This window comes from Micrococcus sp. GbtcB5, from assembly GCF_019091605.1.
GTDB classification, from domain to species: Bacteria; Actinomycetota; Actinomycetes; order Actinomycetales; family Micrococcaceae; genus Micrococcus; species Micrococcus luteus.
On the sequence record NZ_JAGXJK010000010.1, the window covers coordinates 1 to 17010 of the forward strand.

Genomic DNA, 17010 nt, shown 5'->3' on the forward strand with positions numbered 1-17010 from the left:
CGTCGTGCAGGTGGCGGTGGACCATCCTGAGACGGCCGGTGGGAGTCAGGGGTGCATTAGCGTGAGTCATGAGTGGGTCTCTTTGCGCGGATGGGTGGTGTAGGAACTTCCATCCTGCGGGAGAGGCCCACTCGTCTCATCTCAGTCCGGCCCTCGTGCCAAGAACCTCATGACCCGCAACAACTAGCCCTCCCCGCGACGCTCGCGCATGCGGCGCAGCAGCTCGTACGCCTCCGGCACGGAGAGCTCCGAGTGGCTGGACAGCTGGACGGCGGCGGACTCGAGGTTGCCGTCCCGCACCATGGCGGCGAGCTGGTCGCGCAGCCACGGCGGCAGGTCCCGCGAGGAGAGCCGGACGGACTCCGTCCCCCGCATCACCTCGACCTCGAAGGGGAGCTCCTCCTCAGCGGGGGCGGCGGTCCACTCGGCCGGGACGGTCAGGGTCGTCAACTCGTCGGCGGACGGCGCCGTCGGACGCGGCGCGGCCGAGGCGTGGTCGCTGTCCTGCCGGGCGTCGTCCTCGGCCACGGCGTCAGAGGTCTCGCGATCGGGCGTCTGGGCGTCCGGCTCCCCCCGCCCGCTCGAATCCTGTCCGGGCCGCTTCGGCCCGGGGGTGTCGGCCGGGGCCGCGTCGTCCCGATGGGGCTCCCCATGGCCGCCGGGAACGGGCCCCGCGACTCCGGCGGACGTGGCGTCCGGTTCCTGCACCGGCTCGGAGTAGACCTGCGGATGCACGGCGAGGGACTGCACGTCCATGACGGCGTCCTTCAGGCCGCGTCCCGTGTGGGCGCGGTAGTCGCGCACGGCCTCCATCACGCGGCTCTGGGCGATGTGCCCGTACACGCGCCGATGGGCGTCCTCGTCCAGCAGCCCCGCTGCCAGACGCGCCCGCTCCGGTCCGATGTCCAGCCCGCGACCGGACGGCGTGCGCTGGTCCGCCGCCTGACGCGCTCGACCGGCCGACATCCACCGGGCGGCGGCGAACGCGAGGGCGCCGATGACGACCACCGCGAGGACAGGGACGAGATATTCCATGCCTCCAGTCTAGATGTGGCCCGCGAGGGCCATGTCGGCAGCCGCGGCGCCACATCACAACCTGGTCACAGTTCTGCCGGGGCTCCAGAGTCACCGAGGGCCTCCCCTACGGTGGAACGTGGAGTCCTCCGTGTCTGGTCACGGCGGCCATGGAGGAGACACTCCGCCCGCCACTCGACCGAGCCAGGAGACCGCATGTCCTTCCCCCGCCGGTCCGCCCGCACCGTCGACACCCCCTCGCCCCGGCGACGCCGCTGGTGGGGGACGTCGGTGGCCCTGGCCCTCGTGCTGGCCGGCTGTGCCGCCCCGCAGGGGGACGAGGGGACGGCGGCCGGGTCCTCCGGCGCCACGGACGCGGCCGTCTCGTCGCCCGCATCTGCGGACGGATCCGAGGCCTCGTCGTCACAGGGACGGTCCTCGGATGCGGCCTCCTCGCCGGCTGCGGCGTCGTCCGGTGGGGGCTCGCCGTCGGCCGCCGCAGACCCCGCGGACCCCGCGCTCGCCCTGGCCGCCCGCTCCCACGAGGGCGTGCCGATGCGGGCCTTCACGGCGGAGGAGCGCCCGCCGCAGTTCGTCCTCTTCTCCTTCGACGGCGGCCGTCAGGATGCTCGCTGGAAGACCTTCCTGGACGCGGCGGCGGACTCCGACGCGAAGTTCACGGTGTTCCAGTCCGCGATCAACCTCATCGAGACCGCCAACCGGGAGAACTACACGGCGCCCGGCAACGAGCCCGGCTACGTGGGCACGGAGTTCGGCGGCGACGAGGCCGAGGTGGCGCAGCGCATCGAGAACATCAACACGGCCCACGCCGCCGGCCACGAGATCGGCACCCACTACGCGGGTCACCTGTGCGCGCCCACGAGGTACGGCGCAGACCACTGGTCCACGGCCGAATGGAAGCAGGAGTACGGCTCGTTCACGGACATCCTCTCCGACCCCGGCGCCTACAACCCGGGCAGCTCCCTGCCGGCGCTGGAGGTCACCCCCGACGACGTCAAGGGCGGACGTCTGCCCTGCCTCGACGGGGAGTGGGACCAGCTCGTCCCGATGTGGAAGGACAACGGACTCGAGTACGACACGTCGCGTGCCGCGGCCGCCTCCGGCGTCGCCTGGCCCTACCAGGAGGACGGGATCTGGGAGTTCGAGATGCCGATGACCTGGTCCCCCGTGCTCGCCGAGAAGGACGCGGCCAGCCCGTTCGTGATGGCGATGGACTACAACTTCTGGATCTCCGGCAACGGCGGCAAGGACATCCCGGAGGACGTCGCCCGACTCACCGACTTCCAGTACCGCACCTACCGCTACATGTACGACTCGGCGTTCGCGGGCAACCGCGCCCCGCTGGTCTTCGGCAACCACTTCAACGACTGGGGTCTCAACGCGTTCAACCCGGCTGTGGAGAAGGTCATGCGCGAGGTCTGCGTCGAGGAGGACACCTACTGCGTGACCTACCAGCAGATGATCGCGTGGCTCGAGCTGCAGGACCCGGAGGTCCTCGCCGCCTGGCGCGACCAGGCCCGGTCCGCCACCGGCACGGATGCCGAGGCCCTCGGCTGGTGACCCGCGGGTCGGCCCGCTGACACCCGCCCCCACGACGGCCCCGGCTCAGCGCGCCGGGGCCGTCCCGCGCCCGCGCAGCACGACGACGGCGCTCGCCAGGGCGGTCAGCACCAGGGCCAGGACCATCAGCACCGTCCCCGGCCACCCATGGGATTCGTGGAACACGCCGCCCAGCCAGCCGAAGAGGCTCGAGCCGGCGTAGTACGCGAAGTTGTACAGGGAGGTCGACTGGGCGCGGCCCGTGGGGGCGGCCGTCCCAGACCACGCGGAGGCCACGGCGTGGGCGGCGAAGAACGCGCCCGTCACGAGCACGAGGGCGGGCACCAGCACCGCCGGATGCGGGACCGACGTGAGGGCGACGCCCGCCGCCATGGCCGCCGTCGCGCCGGCCAGGACGGGCAGCCGGCCCACCCGCGCGGCCAGCCGACCCGCGCGCGGCGACGACCACGTGCCCGCGAGATAGGCGAGGAAGACGAGGCCGGCCGCCGTCGGCGTCCAGGAGAACGGCGGGTCGAGCAGGCGGTACCCCACGAAGTTGTACAGCGCCACGAACCCGCCCATCAGCAGCGCCCCCTGCAGGTAGACGGCGACGAGCTCCGGCGAGCGCAGGTGACCGCGCACGATGCGCACGAGCGTCGCCGGGGAGGTGGGCGACGGCGTGAAACGTCGGGCACGCGGCGTGATCGCCAGGAAGCCGACCGTGCACAGCACCCCGACCACGGTGACGGCCAGCATCCCGCCGCGCCACGAGGACGCCTCCGCGACGGGCAGGGCGAGGAGCCGGCCGGAGAGCCCGCCGAGGGTGGTGCCGGCGATGTAGGTGCCGGCGGCCGCCGCGACCGCGTGCGGGACCACCTCCTCCGCCAGCAGCGCCACGGCGAGTCCCGCGACACCCCCGTGCGCCATGCCCTCGAGCAGGCGCAGGCCCAGCATGGCCTCGAACGTGGGTGCGAGGACGCCCGTGAGCGCGCACGCACTGGCGGAGACCATCGAGACCACCATGGCGCGTCGGCGGCCCCACCGGTCCCCGGCCACGGACCACGGCACCACCGACAGGGCGAGGCCGAGTGTGCTGGCGGAGACGAGCAGGGCGGCACGGTCCGCGGGGACGCCCAGGTCGTCGCTGACCAGCGGCAGCAGGCCCTGCGGGGAGTAGAGCTGGGCGAACGTGGCCACCCCCGCCAGGAACAGCCCGATCAGCAGCCTGCGGTACGCGGGCTCCCCGGGAGCGGCCGGCGCGGGTCCCGACGGCGGGACGGCCGGGGGCCCCGCGCTCGGGGGCGGAGTGGTCGGGGGCACGCCCTCACTGTATCCAGGCTGTCCACTACGATCGGTCGGGTGACTACCTCGACCCCCTCCCTCGACCTGCACGACTCCTTCAAGGCGTACGACGTCCGCGGCATCGTGGGCGAGTCCATCACGGCGGAGAGCGTCCGCGCGGTGGGCGCGGCCTTCGTGGACGTGCTGGGCCTGGCCGGTCAGACCGTGCTGGTCGGCGGGGACATGCGCCCCTCCTCGCCCGCGTTCATGACGGCCTTCGCCGAGGGCGCCACGCGCCGCGGCGCCGACGTCGTCACCCTGGGGCTGATCTCCACGGACATGCTCTACTACGCGGCGGGCGTGAAGCAGGCCGCGGGCGTGGTGTTCACCGCCTCGCACAACCCGGCCGAGTACAACGGCATGAAGATGGCCCAGGCCGGCGCCGTGCCGGTCTCCTCGGACACCGGGCTGTTCGAGATCCGCGACGCGGCCCAGGCGTACCTCGACGCCGGTGAGATCCCCGCGGCCGAGACCACCGGCACCGTGACGGAGGAGGACATCCTCCCCGGCTACGCCGCGTACCTGCGCTCGCTCGTGGACCTGACGGGGGTGCGCCGCCTGAAGGTCGTGGTGGACGCGGGCAACGGCATGGCGGGCAAGACCACCCCGGCCGTCCTCGGCGACGCCGAGCTGGCCGCCCTGCCGCTGGAGATCGAGCCGCTCTACTTCGAACTGGACGGCACCTTCCCGAACCACCCGGCCAATCCTCTGGAGCCGGAGAACCTGCGGGACCTGCAGGCCGCCGTCGTGGAGCACGGCGCGGACATCGGCCTGGCCTTCGACGGCGACGCCGACCGCTGCTTCGTGATCGACGAGCAGGGCGCCCCGGTCTCCCCCTCCGCGGTCACCGCCCTGGTGGCCCGCCGCGAGATCGCCCGCGCGAAGGCCGACGGTGAGCAGACCCCCGTGGTCATCCACAACCTGATCACCTCCCGCGCCGTCCCCGAGCTCGTGGCGGCCGACGGGGGCCGGGCCGTGGAGACCCGCGTGGGCCACTCCTTCATCAAGGCGGTCATGGCCGCCGAGTCCGCCGTCTTCGGGGGTGAGCACTCCGCGCACTACTACTTCCGCGACTTCTTCAACGCGGACACCGGCATGCTCGCGGCCATGCACGTGCTGGCGGCCCTGGGCGGCCAGGAGCAGCCGCTGTCCGAGCTGGCCGAGGAGTACGAGCCGTACGTGGCCTCCGGAGAGATCAACTCGCAGGTCGCGGACAAGGACGCCGCCGTGGCCGCGGTGGTGGCGCAGTTCGCCCCCGCCGTGGGCGAGGGCGTCGGCGAGGGCCGGGCCGTACACGAGGACTTCGCCGGGGTGGCCACCACGGTGACCCGCATGGACGGCACCACGGTCGCCGCCCAGGACGGCACGTGGTGGTTCAACCTCCGCCCGTCCAACACGGAGCCGTTCCTGCGCTACAACGGCGAGGCCCGCACGGCCGCCACCATGGAGGCGCTCCGCGACGCCGTGCTGGCGATCGTCCGCGCGGAGCGCTGACCTCGGCGGCTCATCCGGCCTGGGCGAGGACGAGCGGCAGCACCCCCTGGGCGCCGGCCTCGCGCAGCACCCGCGCGGCCTCGGCGAGCGACCACCGCGAGTCGACGAGGTCGTCGACCAGCAGCACGGGGCCGTGGCGGCCGGCGTCCGGGGCGGTGCGCAGCATCTGCGCCATCGCCTCGGGGACGGCGAACCGGCCGTACACGGACCCGAGCCGGTAGGCGCTGTTGCCGCCCGGCCCGGCCGTGGGGCCGCCGCGCGCGTGCTCGAGCGAGCCGAGGAACGGCAGCCGGCCGATCCGGGCGATCCCCTCGGCGAACGACCCCACCAGCTGCGGGCGCGTGCGTGAGGGCATCGCGACGACGGCGATCGGCCGCGTCCGCCACCCCCAGCCGGCCAGGACGTCGACGGCGCCCCGCAGGACCTCCTCCGGCACCGGGGCGTCCTCCCGGTCCAGCAGGTCCCGCAGGACGGTGCCCCACCCGAGGTCCGTCAGGCGGGCGAGCGCGCGACCCTCCTCGGCCTGCGACTCGGGCGCGATGCGCCCCTTGACGGGCACGCCCAGCCGGTCCATGCCCGAGGGCCACATGCGACGGGGCTCGATCGGCACACCGGTGCGGCGCAGGGCGGCCTCCGCGCGCTCACGCGCCGCCCCGTCCGATCCCGTGGGGTACCAGGGGCCGGCGCAGACGTCGCAGCGGCCGCACGGCGCGGCGGTGGGGTCGTCCAGGGTGCGGGCCAGGAACTCCATGCGGCACCGGTCCGTGGTCTGGTAGTCGAGCATGAGCCGCTCCTCGGCCCGGCGGGCCTCGGCCACGCGGGCGTACCGCTCGGCGTCGTACGTCCACTCCCGCCCGGTGGCGCGCCAGCCGCCGCCCACCCGCTCGACCGCCCCGTCCACGGCGAGGACCTTGAGCAGCAGCTCCAGGGAGGTGCGCTTGATCCGCACGTCCGGCTCGAGCGCCGCCACGGAGAGGGCCCCGCCGTGGTCCGCGAGCGCCCCCAGCACGGCGCGCGCCTGCTCCTCGTCCGGCATGGAGGCGGTGGCGAAGTACTCCCAGATGCGACGGTCCTCGGGCCCGGGCAGCAGGAGCACGTCCGCGTGGTCCGTCCCACGGCCGGCGCGGCCGACCTGCTGGTAGTACGCCACGGGCGAGCCCGGCGCACCGAGGTGCACCACGAACGTCAGATCCGGCTTGTCGAAGCCCATGCCGAGCGCCGAGGTGGCCACGACGGCCTTCACCCGGTTGGCCTTGAGGTCCTCCTCGATCTCGGCGCGACGCTCCGGGTCTGTGCGGCCCGTGTAGGCGACCACCTCGTGCCCCGCCTCGCGCAGGGCGCGCGCCGTGTCCTCGGCGGCGGAGACGGTGAGGGCGTAGACGATCCCGGAGCCCGGCAGGTCCTCGAGGTGGTCGAGGAGCCAGGCCAGGCGCGCGGCCGGGCTGGGCATGCGCAGCACGCCCAGGCGCAGCGAGGCGCGGGCCAGGGGGCCGCGGAGCACGAACACGTCCTGCTCGGAGGCGACGCCGAGCTGCTCCACCACGTCCGCCACCACACGGGCGTTGGCCGTGGCGGTGGTGGCCAGCACGGGCACCGCGCGCGGCCCCTCGGCGGGAAGCAGCCCGATCAGGTCCCGGATGCGGCGGTAGTCCGGCCGGAAGTCGTGGCCCCAGTCGGAGATGCAGTGGGCCTCGTCCACCACGAGCAGGCCCATGCGCGCCACGAGGTCCGGCAGCTGCTCGTCCCGGAACCGGGGGTTCGTGAGGCGCTCGGGCGAGATCAGCAGCACGTCCACCTCGTCCGCCGCGAGCCGAGCGCGGACCTCGTCCCACTCCGTGGCGTTCGCCGAGCTCACGGACACCGCGCGCACGCCCGCCCGGGCCGCGGCCGCGACCTGGTCCCGCATGAGCGCGAGCAGCGGGGAGACGATCAGGGTGGGCCCTGCGCCGCGGGCGCGCAGCAGCAGGGAGGCCACGAAGTACACGGCGGACTTGCCCCAGCCGGTGCGCTGCACCACCAGGGCGCGGCGGCGGTGGGCCACGAGCGCCTCGATCGCCTCGAACTGCCCGTCCTTGAATCGCGCGTCCGGCCGGTCCACGAGCCGACGCAGGACGGCCAGGGCCTCCTCGTGCAGCGCGGCGTCGCCCCCCGGTGCGGAGGTCTCGGGGAGGCGGGGGCCGGCGTCGGGGTGCGAGGTGGCGTCCATGGCGTCAGTATGCCAACCGGCCCGGACACCGCAGGCGCGGCGGGGCCGTGCACCGGTGGGATGATGGGGGGATGAAGCTGAGCGCCTACACCGACGTCTGCCTGCGGGTGCTGATGACGCTCGCGGCCGCCGAGGGCGAACGGCTCACCAGCCAGCAGATCGCGGACCGGATCCAGGTGCCCTACAACCACGTGATCAAGGCGGTCGCCGAGCTGCGCCGCCGCGGGACCATCGAGGTGCTGCGCGGTCGGCACGGCGGGGCCATGATCGCCGCGGCCGGTCTGGACCAGCGTGTGGGCGAGCTCGTGCGCTCGCTGAGCAGCCGCGACGAGGTGATCGACTGCGCCGGGCGCGACTCCGGGGTGGCGTGCCCCTACGCCGGCGACTGCCGCCTGCGCGGCGCCCTGCACCGCGCACGCGAGGCCTTCCTCGCCGAGCTCGACACCGTGCGGATCCGGGATCTGGTGAGCGCTGGGCCTGTCGGCGGGCCCGTGCTGCTGGGCCTGCCGGAGATCCCCGTGGCGCGCTGACGGAACGGGCCGGGGGCGAGTTCCCGGCGGCGACGGCCGGGTGTAATCTGGCAAAATCGGCGCAAGATTCCCCACCGAGGAGACGGAGACCCCCGTGCTGTCCGAGAAGTCCCGCCCCGTCATCGAGGCCACCGCCGCCGTCGTCGCCGAGCACATGCCGGAGATCACGCCCCTGTTCTACGCCCACATGTTCGAGGCCCACCCCGAGCTCCTCGACGGCGTCTTCTCCCGCGCCAACCAGCGCAACGGCGAGCAGGCCCAGGCCCTCGCCGGATCCATCGTGAAGTTCGCGGTGCACCTGCTCGAGAACCCGGGCACCCTGCCCGAGGCCGTCCTGTCCCGCATCGCCCACAAGCACACCGCCCTCGGCATCGTCGAGGAGCAGTACCCGATCGTCTACGAGAACCTCTTCTGGGCCATCGGCGAGGTGCTCGGCGACGCCGTCACCCCCGCGGTGGCCGACGCCTGGACCGAGGTCTACTGGCTCATGGCCGACGCCCTCATCAAGATCGAGAAGGGCCTCTACGCCCAGCAGGCCAACGACAGGATGTGGACGGATTGGAAGGTCGTCGCGAAGGAGCCCACCGGCAACGCGGCCGTCACCTTCCGCTTCGAGCCGGCCGACGACACCCCGCAGACCCGCGGCAAGGCCGGCGGCTACGTGTCCGTACGACTGAAGGTCGAGGACGGCCTGCGCCAGTGCCGCCAGTACTCCCTCTCCGAGAAGGCCGGGTCCGCCACCGAGCGCGTCATCACCGTGAAGCTGGACGAGGGCGGCGAGGTCTCGCCCGTGCTCATCCAGAACGTGGAGGTCGGCGACGTCATCGAGCTGTCCAACCCCTACGGCGACATCACCCTCGAGTACGAGGACTCCACCGCTCCCCTGGTCCTGGCGACCGCCGGCATCGGCATCACGCCGGCCGCCTCCATCCTGAGCTCGCTGGCCGAACAGGGGTCCGACCGTGAGGTCGTCGTCCTGCACGCCGATGCCTCCCTGGAGTCCGTGGCCCTGCTCGGGCAGCTCACGGAGTCGCTCTCCGCGCTGCCGAACGCCCAGGCCCACCTGTGGCTCGGCGTGGCCCCGGAGCAGGCGCCCGAGGGCATCACCGTCCACGAGGGCCGCATGGACCCCTCCGAGATCGAGCTCCCCTCCGGCGCCGAGGTCATCCTCTGCGGCCCGCTCGCGTTCATGCAGTCCACCCGCTCGAAGCTGATCGACGCCGGCGTGCCCGCGACGTCCATCCGCTACGAGATCTTCGGCCCGGACCTCTGGCTCGCCGCCTGATCCGGCCCTCCTCCGGACGTCGGGTCTCAGCCCCGGCCGGCCGCCCGCCGCGCCCCGGCGACCAGCAGCAGCGTGGCCCACATGCCCAGCAGGAAAGGCCAGGTGAACACCGGGATCGCGGTCTCCACCAGCACGTGCTGGAAGGCCAGGCTCAGCGCCACGCCGACGACGACGAGCGGCACCCGCCGTCGCCAGCCGCCGAGCCCCTGGACCACCGCGCCGAGCGCGATGGCGACGAGCACGGAGTTGTACCCCCACAGGCCCGTGGACACGTCCGTGAGCTCGTGCCCCACGATGAGACGGGCCGCGGCGAAGGAGGCCACCGCGCCGAACAGCCCGTAGAGCCCCACCCGCCAGGACCCCACGAAGAGGGCCGCCAGGATCAGCGCGCCCGGGAGGGCGCCGTCCGCCAGGACCACCTCCGCGAAGCTGTTGAGCAGCCCCAGGCCGAGACCGGGCCACGGGGACCCGGATGAGGTCAGCGGGGCGGAGGGCCCGGCGAGGTCGGCCGTGAGGAGGGTCAGCATGCCCGCGGTCAGGCAGAACGGGGCGGTGGACACCGGGAGTCCCGCGGAGCGCAGGGGCCGGGTCGCGAAGAGCCGGGCCACGAGCACGTGCACGGGGACGCAGGCCGCGGCGCCGACCACCGTGGCCAGCACGGCTGTGAGGGGGGTGGGCGCGAAGACGAGCGCCGCGGCGGCCCCCACGAGCGCGCCGTTGTAGCCCATGATCCCGTGCCGCGCCTCGTCACCGAGCACGACCGCCCGGGCCCGCAGGTCGTCCTCGGTCTCGTCGGGGTGCCGGACGGCCGAGCACAGCGCCTGCATGGCGGAGCCCAGTGCCGTCGTCACCGCCGCCCAGGGGTGCATCAGCGCCAGGGCGCCCAGGATCAGCGCGCCGCTCAGGGAGTTCTCCAGGAAGAAGATCTGGGACACCCCGCGCAGCACCGTGCGGAGGGCCGTCCCGAGGGGGCGCGGCGCACGGGGGGATCGGGACGGGGCCGTGGTCGACGTCGTCATGCCGCATCCCCCACGGGGCGGACCCGGCCGTGCCGGTGCTCGAGCAGGGCGGCGCACAGCCAGATGAGAGCGAAGACGCCGACGAGCGCCAGTCCCGCGTGGCCGAGGTCCACCTCCGCCAGCCAGGTCGTCACCGGGTCCGTCAGACCCAGCAGCTCATGGACGAACGCGCCGAGGGTGAGCACCGCGATGAACAGGGCCGAGACCGCGGACACGGAGGTGACGACGAGGTTGAAGCGGCGTCGGCGCTCGGACTGCTGCAGAGCGCTCGAGTAGAGCCGCATCATGCCCAACCCGTTGGTGGTGTCGCAGAGCGTCATGGCGGCGGTGAACGCCACCGGCAGCGCCAGCAGGGTCACCAGGGGGATGCCGGCGGCGGAGACGGACACGGCCAGCAGCAGCAGGCCGATGGTCGTGGCCGTGTCGAAGCCCAGGCCGAAGAGGAACCCGATGACGAAGATGTCCCGCGGGGAGCGCACACGGCGCAGCGGGGCCCGCAGGAGGCGCGTGACCAGACCCGTGGGCTCCTCCGCCGGGCCCGGATGCCGTACTGCGGACGCCCGACGCAGCCGCAGCGCCGAGACGCCGTTGTACACGCCGAGCAGCAGCAGGTAGCCACCGGACACGCCGGTGCCGATCAGTCCGAGCACCCGGTTCGCCGGCGACCCGTCGGCGAAGGCCCCCTGCATGAGCCCCGCCCCGGCGACGGCCAGGACCGCCGCGAGCGTCACCACGAGGGAGTGGCCCAGGCTGAACGCCAGGCCCACGCCGGCCGGGCTGCCGCCCTCGGAGACGAACTTGCGCGTCGAGTTGTCGATCGCGGAGATATGGTCCCAGTCGTAGCTGTGCTTGAGCCCCGCCCCGTAGGCGGTGACGAGCGCGGCCAGGAGCACGGGCGAGGGCGACGCTCCGCCGTACCCGCCCAGCAGCAGCGCCGCGGCGAGGACGTGGAGCGCCACCACCACTGCGTAGACGGCCGCCACCCGCACCCGGAGCGGTCGCTCTGGGGCGGCTGTGCTGTGGGGCGTCACGGCGGTCGGGACGGCATGGCTCATAGGGGGTCCTCCTCCTCGGCGGGCACGGATGATGGGGTGGGTCAGTACTTGCGCAGGGCGAGCGGGGACTGGTCCCGCCAGCGGGCACGGAGCAGGTCCGCGAGCGCGTGGTGCAGGGCGGTGATGCGGGCGGTGGAGGCGGCGAGGGAGCGCACGCTCACGCAGTCCACCCCGTGGGCGCGGCCCGTGCCCGCCCGGGTGATGCCGGAGACCGTGTCCGAGGCGTCGACGACCTCCGTGAGCTCGGCGACGAGGTCCGCGCCCAGCCGACGGTCAGCGACCAGCAGCTGCCCGGTGTGGGAGTGGCCCTCGAGCATGCCCATCCCGGTCAGGCCCTGACCCTCCGCGGGGTGGAGCCGGAGCTGGTCCACGACGAGCCGGCGGGGGTCCCCGCCGGGATCGACGGTCACCTCCGTGCGCATGCCGAGCCGGTCGTAGCGGAACGGCTCGGCGGTGGGAGACCACCCGGGGGTGATCACCTCGGCCAGCAGCACGGAGGCGGAGGGGTCCATCACCACGCGGGTGTCCTGCAGATAGGACCCGCCCCGGTACACGATCAGCTGGTCGGGCACGTACTCGAGGACGGCGCCGGGTCCCAGCCGCAGGGTCATGTCCTGCCGGGCGGGGCCCTGCGGGGTGCGGTAGACCTTCGTGGCGGACTGCGTGGTCAGCAGCAGGGAGGCGTCCTCCTCGACGTCGACCTCGATCCCGTACCGGTCGGCGCCGAAGTAGGCGCCGCCGGGGTTGATCACGGTGTAGGAGACCTGCCCGGACCGGTCCAGGTAATGGGGGCGCAGCACGCGCAGCGCCCCCTGGTGGAACTGCCGGGCAGCCACGGAGCGGCCGCCGCGGACGGCGACGCGCAGGCGCAGCTCGCCGGTGAGGCCCTCAGCCAAGGTCTGCCATCAGCACGTCGTTGCGGATCCAGTCCATGACGACGTCCAGGCCCTCGTCGGTCTTGAGGTTCGTGAAGGCGAACGGGCGGTCCTTGCGGAACACCTTCGAATCGGACTCCATGACGGACAGGTCGGCGCCCACGTACGGGGCCAGGTCCGTCTTGTTGACGATGAACAGGTCCGACTTGATCATGCCCTGGCCGGCCTTGCGCGGGATCTTCTCACCCTGGGCGACGTCGATGATGTAGATCGAGAAGTCGACGAGCTCCGGGCTGAAGGTCGCCGAGAGGTTGTCGCCGCCGGACTCCACGAAGATCACCTGCAGGTCCGGGAAACGGGCCTTGAGCTGCTCGATGGCCGCCTCGTTCATGGAGGTGTCCTCGCGGATGGCGGTGTGGGGGCAGCCGCCCGTCTCGATGCCCACGATCCGCTCCTCCGGGAGCACCGAGGTGCGGGAGAGGATCTTGGCGTCCTCGATCGTGTAGATGTCGTTGGTGATGGCGGCCATCGAGATCTCCTCGCTCATCGCGCGGGTGAGGCGCTCCACGAGCTGGGTCTTGCCGGCCCCCACGGGGCCTCCGATGCCGATGATCACGGGATCCATGGTGTTCTCCTTCTGTGTGTGTCGGTGGTGCCGGGCCGTGCCCCGCGCGGGGCACGGCCCGGTGCGGTGCGCGGGCCGCTCAGCTCATGAACATGCGGGCGCGCTGCCGCTCGTGCCGCATCTGGGCGATCTCCAGCCCCGGGGCGATGGCCCCGAGGTCGTCGGGGTGGAGGCCACGGGAGACCTCGACGGCCCGCAGGACCCACTCCTGGGCCCGGCGGACGACCCGCTGGCCCGCGTCCTGGCCCAGCGGGATGCCGCGGACGGCGTTCTGCGTCAGCGACATGACGGAGGCGTACAGGTGCGCGGCCACCGCCTCCTCGACGGGCACCCCGATCTCCCGGGCGATGACGCCCCAGACGAGGGCCTGGTGGGCGTCGAGCGTGCCCGCCTCGACCCCCTCGTGGTAGCGGCGGACCCAGTCCCCCGGGTAGGCGGGGGCGCCGATGCGCAGCAGTCGCCGCCCCATCGTGCGCCCCGCCTCGCGGATCTGGGCGGGGAGCGCCTGCGCGGTGACGAGCTCGTCCAGGTCCGCGACGGAGTCGAAGTCCTCCGCCGCGTAGACCAGGCGGACCGCCAGCGCGTCCGTGAACGTGAGCTGCTGCTCCACGAACATCTCCAGCCAGGCGGCGAAGTCCTCCTCGCCCTCGACCCGGCCGTCGCTCATGTAGGTCTCCAGGCCCAGGGAGTGGCTGAAGGCGCCCGTGGGCAGCGCGGAGTCCGTCAGCTGCAGCATCCCCAGGAGGGCGACGCCGGACGGGACGCCCGGCGTCGCCGTGGGGGTGGTCCCGGCCATGTCAGTGGGTGTGCTCGGCATGGCGGAAGGGCACGTCCATGACGCGTTCCTGCCGCTCGTGGGGCACGTCGTGGGCGCGCAGGAAGTCCTCGACGGTGTGGTCGTACTGCACCACCATCGCGTCCCGGCCGAAGGGCCCGTCCGCGTCGAAGAACTGGGCCGGCAGGTGCCGGTTGCCCAGGCTGTGCGCCACGAACGCCATCTCGCGCAGCGATCGCGCCGAGATCACCAGCACGTCCGTGGACAGCACGCGCACGATCACGGCGTTGCCGCGCTCGCCCTCGTCGTCCACGGTCAGGATGTCGCCGTCCCGCAGGTCCGGGGACCCGGCGGGCAGACGCAGCCCGTACTCGTTGCCGTGGTCGGTGCGCAGCCGCTGGATGCGCTTGACGAGGGCGGAGCCCTCGAGGTGCACCTGCTCCCGGTGGCGGTCGCCCACTAGGGCGGCGCCGGCGTCGTCGTGGACGTTGCCGAGGATCTCGGTGACGATCATGCGGTCCCCTCTCTCAGAACAGGAAGTAGCGCTGGGCCATGGGCAGGACGTCCTGCGGCTCGCACGTGACGGGCTCCCCGTCCACGCAGACCTCGTACGTCTCCGGGTCCACCTCGAGGCGGGGCGTCTCGCCGTTGTGGCGCATGTCCGCCTTGGTGAGGTCGCGGATGCCGTGCACGGCGCGGATGGTCTTCTGCAGCCCCAGGGCGCGCGGCACGCCGGCCCGGATGGACGCCTCGGACATGAAGGTGATGGCAGAGGTGTGCACGGCCTGGCCGTACGCGCCGAATGACCTGCGGTACCAGCGGGGCTGTGGCGTCGGGATGGAGCCGTTGGGGTCGCCCACGACCCCGTAGGCCATCTGCCCGCCCTTGATGACCAGGTCCGGCTTCACCCCGAAGAACTGCGGCTCCCACAGCACGAGGTCGGCGAACTTGCCGACCTCCACGGAGCCGACCGAATCGGCGATGCCGTGGGCGATGGCGGGGTTGATGGTGTACTTCGACACGTAGCGCTTGATGCGGTGGTTGTCCCCCGCGGTGCCCTCGTCCTCGGGCAGCGGGCCGCGCTGACGCTTCATGGAGTCCGCGACCTGCCACGTGCGGATCAGCACCTCGCCGACGCGGCCCATCGCCTGGGAGTCGGAGGAGGTCATGGAGAAGATGCCCATGTCCTGCAGGACGTCCTCGGCCGCGATGGTCTCCTGGCGGATGCGGGAGTCAGCGAAGGCCACGTCCTCCGGCAGGTCCGCGTTCAGGTGATGCGCCACCATGAGCATGTCCACATGCTCCTCGACCGTGTTCGTCGTGTACGGCAGGGTCGGGTTGGTGGAGGCGGGCAGGATGTTCGGATACTGCGCCAGCTCGATGATGTCCGGGGCGTGGCCGCCGCCGGCGCCCTCGGTGTGGAACGTGTGGATCACGCGGCCGTCGATCGCGGCGCGGGTGTCCTCCACGAAGCCGGACTCGTTGAGGGTGTCCGTGTGGATGGCCACCTGGACGTCGTACTCGTCCGCCACCTGCAGGGCGGTGTTGATGGACGACGGCGTGGCGCCCCAGTCCTCGTGGACCTTCAGGCCGATGGCGCCGGCACGGATCTGCTCGGCCATCGGGGAGATGGAGGAGCCGTGGCCCTTGCCGAGCAGGCCGAAGTTCATGGGCCAGTGCTCGAACGAGCGGAGCATGGTGTGGATGTTCCACTCGCCGGGGGTGATGGTGGTGGCCTTCGACGACTCGGAGGGACCGGTGCCGCCGCCGATCATGGTGGTCAGACCGGAGGAGAGCGCGGTCTCGATCTGGTCCGGGCTGATGAAGTGCACGTGGGTATCGATGCCGCCGGCGGTGAGGATCTTGCCCTCGCCGGAGATGACGTCGGTGGCCACCCCGATCACGATGTCTACGCCGTCCATGGTGTGTGGGTTGCCGGCCTTGCCGATGGCCACGATGTGCGCGTCGCGCACGGCGATGTCGGCCTTGTAGATGCCGGTCCAGTCGATGACCACGACGTTGGTGATCACCAGGTCGGGGACGCCGACGTCGCGGACGAGCTGGCTGTTCTGGCCCATCCCGTCGCGGATGACCTTGCCGCCGCCGAAGACGGCCTCCTCGCCGGGCGTGGTCAGGTCCTCCTCGACGACGGCGAACAGCTCGGTGTCCGCCAGGCGGATCGCGTCGCCGGTGGTGGGTCCGTAGAGGCTCGCATACTGCTCTCGGCTGATCTCGAAGCTCATGGTGTGTCCTCTCTGCGGACTCAGCGGGTCTCGTTGTCGAAGCCGGCGCGTTCCTTCAGCGGCGACGGGGCGTCGCCCGCGGCGGACTCGTGACGGGCCGGGGTGGCGGGAGCGGCGGGCGCGGCGTGGAGGCCGGCTGCCTCGTGGGGGTCGAGCGAACCGTCGACCATGTCCCGGAAGCCGTAGACGACGCGGTCGCCGCCGAGGGGGATGAGCTTGACGGTGGTCTCGTCGCCGGGCTCGAGCCGCACGGCGGTGCCGGCCGGGATGTCCAGGCGGCAGCCGAGGGCGGCCTGACGGTCGAAGTCGAGGGCGCGGTTGGCCTCGGCGAAGTGGAAGTGCGAGCCGACCTGCACGGGGCGGTCGCCCCGGTTGGTGACGGACAGCTCGACAGCCTCACGGCCGGGGTTGCAGACGACGGGGGCGTCGGCGAGGACGTACTCTCCGGGCTTCATGGTCTCCTCCTGGGTCCGGTTCAGCGGATGGGGTCGTGGACGGTGACGAGCTTGGTGCCGTCGGGGAAGGTCGCCTCGACCTGGACCATCGAGATCATGTCGGCCACGCCCTCCTGGACGTCGTCGACGGTGAGGATGGTGCTGCCCCAGCTCATGAGGTCGGCGACGCTGCGGCCGTCGCGCGCGCCCTCCATCAGCTCATAGGTGATGATCGCGATCGCCTCCGGATGGTTCAGCTTGAGGCCGCGCTGCTGGCGACGGCGCGCCAGGTCGGCGGCCACCACCACCAGGAGCTTCTCGAGGTCCTTGGGCTGCAGATGCATGTGTGCTCCTTCATGAGGTGTGCCCGGCGGGGTCGGAACGGCCCACGCACGGGCACATTTATACGCCTCGTTTCCTGGGAGGAAACCGAACGAGATTCTGAAAGGACGTCCACGTCAGAGCAAGAGCGCAGGAAATCCGGCGGCAGTGGGAGACGGCTCACCCACCCCGGCGTCACCCCGGGCGCGACGACGGCCCCCCACCTCAGCGCG

General features: G+C 72.6%; 16 protein-coding genes. 4 read left to right on the forward strand and 12 right to left on the reverse strand.

Annotation, left to right across the window (positions count from 1 at the left end; translation table 11 throughout):
- Positions 1–183: 183 nt before the first annotated feature.
- Positions 184–1035, reverse strand: coding sequence for a hypothetical protein (locus KVS67_RS04985; protein ID WP_036316053.1), 852 nt, complete (start codon positions 1033–1035; stop codon positions 184–186).
- Between the two features lie 195 nt (positions 1036–1230).
- On the opposite strand from KVS67_RS04985, the gene KVS67_RS04990 reads away from it, so the two are divergent.
- On the forward strand, positions 1231–2595 hold the full coding sequence (locus tag KVS67_RS04990; RefSeq protein ID WP_217564868.1) for a hypothetical protein: 1365 nt from the start codon (positions 1231–1233) through the stop codon (positions 2593–2595).
- A gap of 45 nt (positions 2596–2640) precedes the next feature.
- Here the strand turns inward: KVS67_RS04990 and KVS67_RS04995 are convergent, their stop codons facing one another.
- Positions 2641–3792, reverse strand: a complete 1152-nt coding sequence (locus KVS67_RS04995) for an MFS transporter (protein ID WP_256748653.1) — start codon at positions 3790–3792, stop codon at positions 2641–2643.
- Between the two features lie 141 nt (positions 3793–3933).
- Here KVS67_RS04995 and KVS67_RS05000 point away from each other — a divergent pair, with 141 nt between their 5' ends.
- Positions 3934–5409, forward strand: coding sequence for a phosphomannomutase/phosphoglucomutase (locus tag KVS67_RS05000; RefSeq protein WP_170748172.1), 1476 nt, complete (start codon positions 3934–3936; stop codon positions 5407–5409).
- A gap of 10 nt (positions 5410–5419) precedes the next feature.
- Here KVS67_RS05000 and KVS67_RS05005 read toward each other — a convergent pair whose 3' ends face one another.
- The gene (locus KVS67_RS05005) at positions 5420–7615 is read right to left on the reverse strand and encodes a RecQ family ATP-dependent DNA helicase (protein WP_036339806.1); all 2196 of its coding nucleotides are present in this window, start codon (positions 7613–7615) and stop codon (positions 5420–5422) included.
- A gap of 71 nt (positions 7616–7686) precedes the next feature.
- Between KVS67_RS05005 and KVS67_RS05010 the strand changes: the two genes are divergently transcribed.
- Together KVS67_RS05010 and KVS67_RS05015 are read left to right on the forward strand one after the other, a co-directional pair.
- Entirely contained in the window at positions 7687–8145 is a 459-nt protein-coding gene (locus KVS67_RS05010) for an Rrf2 family transcriptional regulator (protein ID WP_036339809.1), read from the forward strand.
- 94 nt (positions 8146–8239) lie between these two features.
- Positions 8240–9430: a globin domain-containing protein gene (locus KVS67_RS05015; RefSeq protein ID WP_206481582.1), complete on the forward strand. Its 1191-nt coding sequence runs from the start codon at positions 8240–8242 to the stop codon at positions 9428–9430.
- Between the two features lie 26 nt (positions 9431–9456).
- On the opposite strand, the gene KVS67_RS05020 is transcribed toward KVS67_RS05015, so the two are convergent.
- The 9 genes from KVS67_RS05020 to KVS67_RS05060 form a co-directional block, all read right to left on the reverse strand.
- The gene (locus KVS67_RS05020; protein WP_036339813.1) at positions 9457–10449 is read right to left on the reverse strand and encodes an urea transporter; all 993 of its coding nucleotides are present in this window, start codon (positions 10447–10449) and stop codon (positions 9457–9459) included.
- Complete coding sequence (locus tag KVS67_RS05025; RefSeq protein ID WP_230260186.1) at positions 10446–11408, reverse strand: HoxN/HupN/NixA family nickel/cobalt transporter; 963 nt, start codon at positions 11406–11408, stop codon at positions 10446–10448. Before KVS67_RS05025 ends, KVS67_RS05020 begins: the two co-directional genes overlap by 4 nt.
- A gap of 137 nt (positions 11409–11545) precedes the next feature.
- Positions 11546–12400, reverse strand: a complete 855-nt coding sequence (locus KVS67_RS05030) for an urease accessory protein UreD (protein WP_217564884.1) — start codon at positions 12398–12400, stop codon at positions 11546–11548.
- The gene (ureG, locus tag KVS67_RS05035; protein ID WP_002854154.1) at positions 12393–13004 is read right to left on the reverse strand and encodes an urease accessory protein UreG; all 612 of its coding nucleotides are present in this window, start codon (positions 13002–13004) and stop codon (positions 12393–12395) included. Before ureG ends, KVS67_RS05030 begins: the two co-directional genes overlap by 8 nt.
- Positions 13005–13083: 79 nt before the next feature.
- Entirely contained in the window at positions 13084–13800 is a 717-nt protein-coding gene (locus KVS67_RS05040) for an urease accessory protein UreF (protein ID WP_036339822.1), read from the reverse strand.
- A 1-nt stretch (position 13801) separates the two neighbouring features.
- Positions 13802–14293: an urease accessory protein UreE gene (ureE, locus tag KVS67_RS05045; RefSeq protein WP_002854147.1), complete on the reverse strand. Its 492-nt coding sequence runs from the start codon at positions 14291–14293 to the stop codon at positions 13802–13804.
- A gap of 13 nt (positions 14294–14306) precedes the next feature.
- Positions 14307–16022 (reverse strand): urease subunit alpha, encoded by a 1716-nt coding sequence (gene ureC / locus KVS67_RS05050; protein WP_100056464.1) that lies wholly within the window; start codon positions 16020–16022, stop codon positions 14307–14309.
- Between the two features lie 20 nt (positions 16023–16042).
- Entirely contained in the window at positions 16043–16477 is a 435-nt protein-coding gene (locus KVS67_RS05055; protein WP_098093639.1) for an urease subunit beta, read from the reverse strand.
- A gap of 20 nt (positions 16478–16497) precedes the next feature.
- Positions 16498–16800: an urease subunit gamma gene (locus KVS67_RS05060; protein WP_002854142.1), complete on the reverse strand. Its 303-nt coding sequence runs from the start codon at positions 16798–16800 to the stop codon at positions 16498–16500.
- Positions 16801–17010 lie beyond the last annotated feature (210 nt).

Excerpts from the sequence above, each read along its gene's own strand:
- KVS67_RS04985 (WP_036316053.1), bottom strand. The coding sequence starts at position 1,035 with ATGGAATATCTCGTCCCTGTCCTCGCGGTGGTCGTCATCGGCGCCCTC.
- KVS67_RS04990 (WP_217564868.1), top strand. The coding sequence starts at position 1,231 with ATGTCCTTCCCCCGCCGGTCCGCCCGCACCGTCGACACCCCCTCGCCC.
- KVS67_RS05005 (WP_036339806.1), bottom strand. The coding sequence starts at position 7,615 with ATGGACGCCACCTCGCACCCCGACGCCGGCCCCCGCCTCCCCGAGACC.
- KVS67_RS05010 (WP_036339809.1), top strand. The coding sequence starts at position 7,687 with ATGAAGCTGAGCGCCTACACCGACGTCTGCCTGCGGGTGCTGATGACG.
- KVS67_RS05020 (WP_036339813.1), bottom strand. The coding sequence starts at position 10,449 with ATGACGACGTCGACCACGGCCCCGTCCCGATCCCCCCGTGCGCCGCGC.
- ureG (WP_002854154.1), bottom strand. The coding sequence starts at position 13,004 with ATGGATCCCGTGATCATCGGCATCGGAGGCCCCGTGGGGGCCGGCAAG.
- KVS67_RS05040 (WP_036339822.1), bottom strand. The coding sequence starts at position 13,800 with ATGGCCGGGACCACCCCCACGGCGACGCCGGGCGTCCCGTCCGGCGTC.
- ureE (WP_002854147.1), bottom strand. The coding sequence starts at position 14,293 with ATGATCGTCACCGAGATCCTCGGCAACGTCCACGACGACGCCGGCGCC.
- ureC (WP_100056464.1), bottom strand. The coding sequence starts at position 16,022 with ATGAGCTTCGAGATCAGCCGAGAGCAGTATGCGAGCCTCTACGGACCC.
- KVS67_RS05055 (WP_098093639.1), bottom strand. The coding sequence starts at position 16,477 with ATGAAGCCCGGAGAGTACGTCCTCGCCGACGCCCCCGTCGTCTGCAAC.
- KVS67_RS05060 (WP_002854142.1), bottom strand. The coding sequence starts at position 16,800 with ATGCATCTGCAGCCCAAGGACCTCGAGAAGCTCCTGGTGGTGGTGGCC.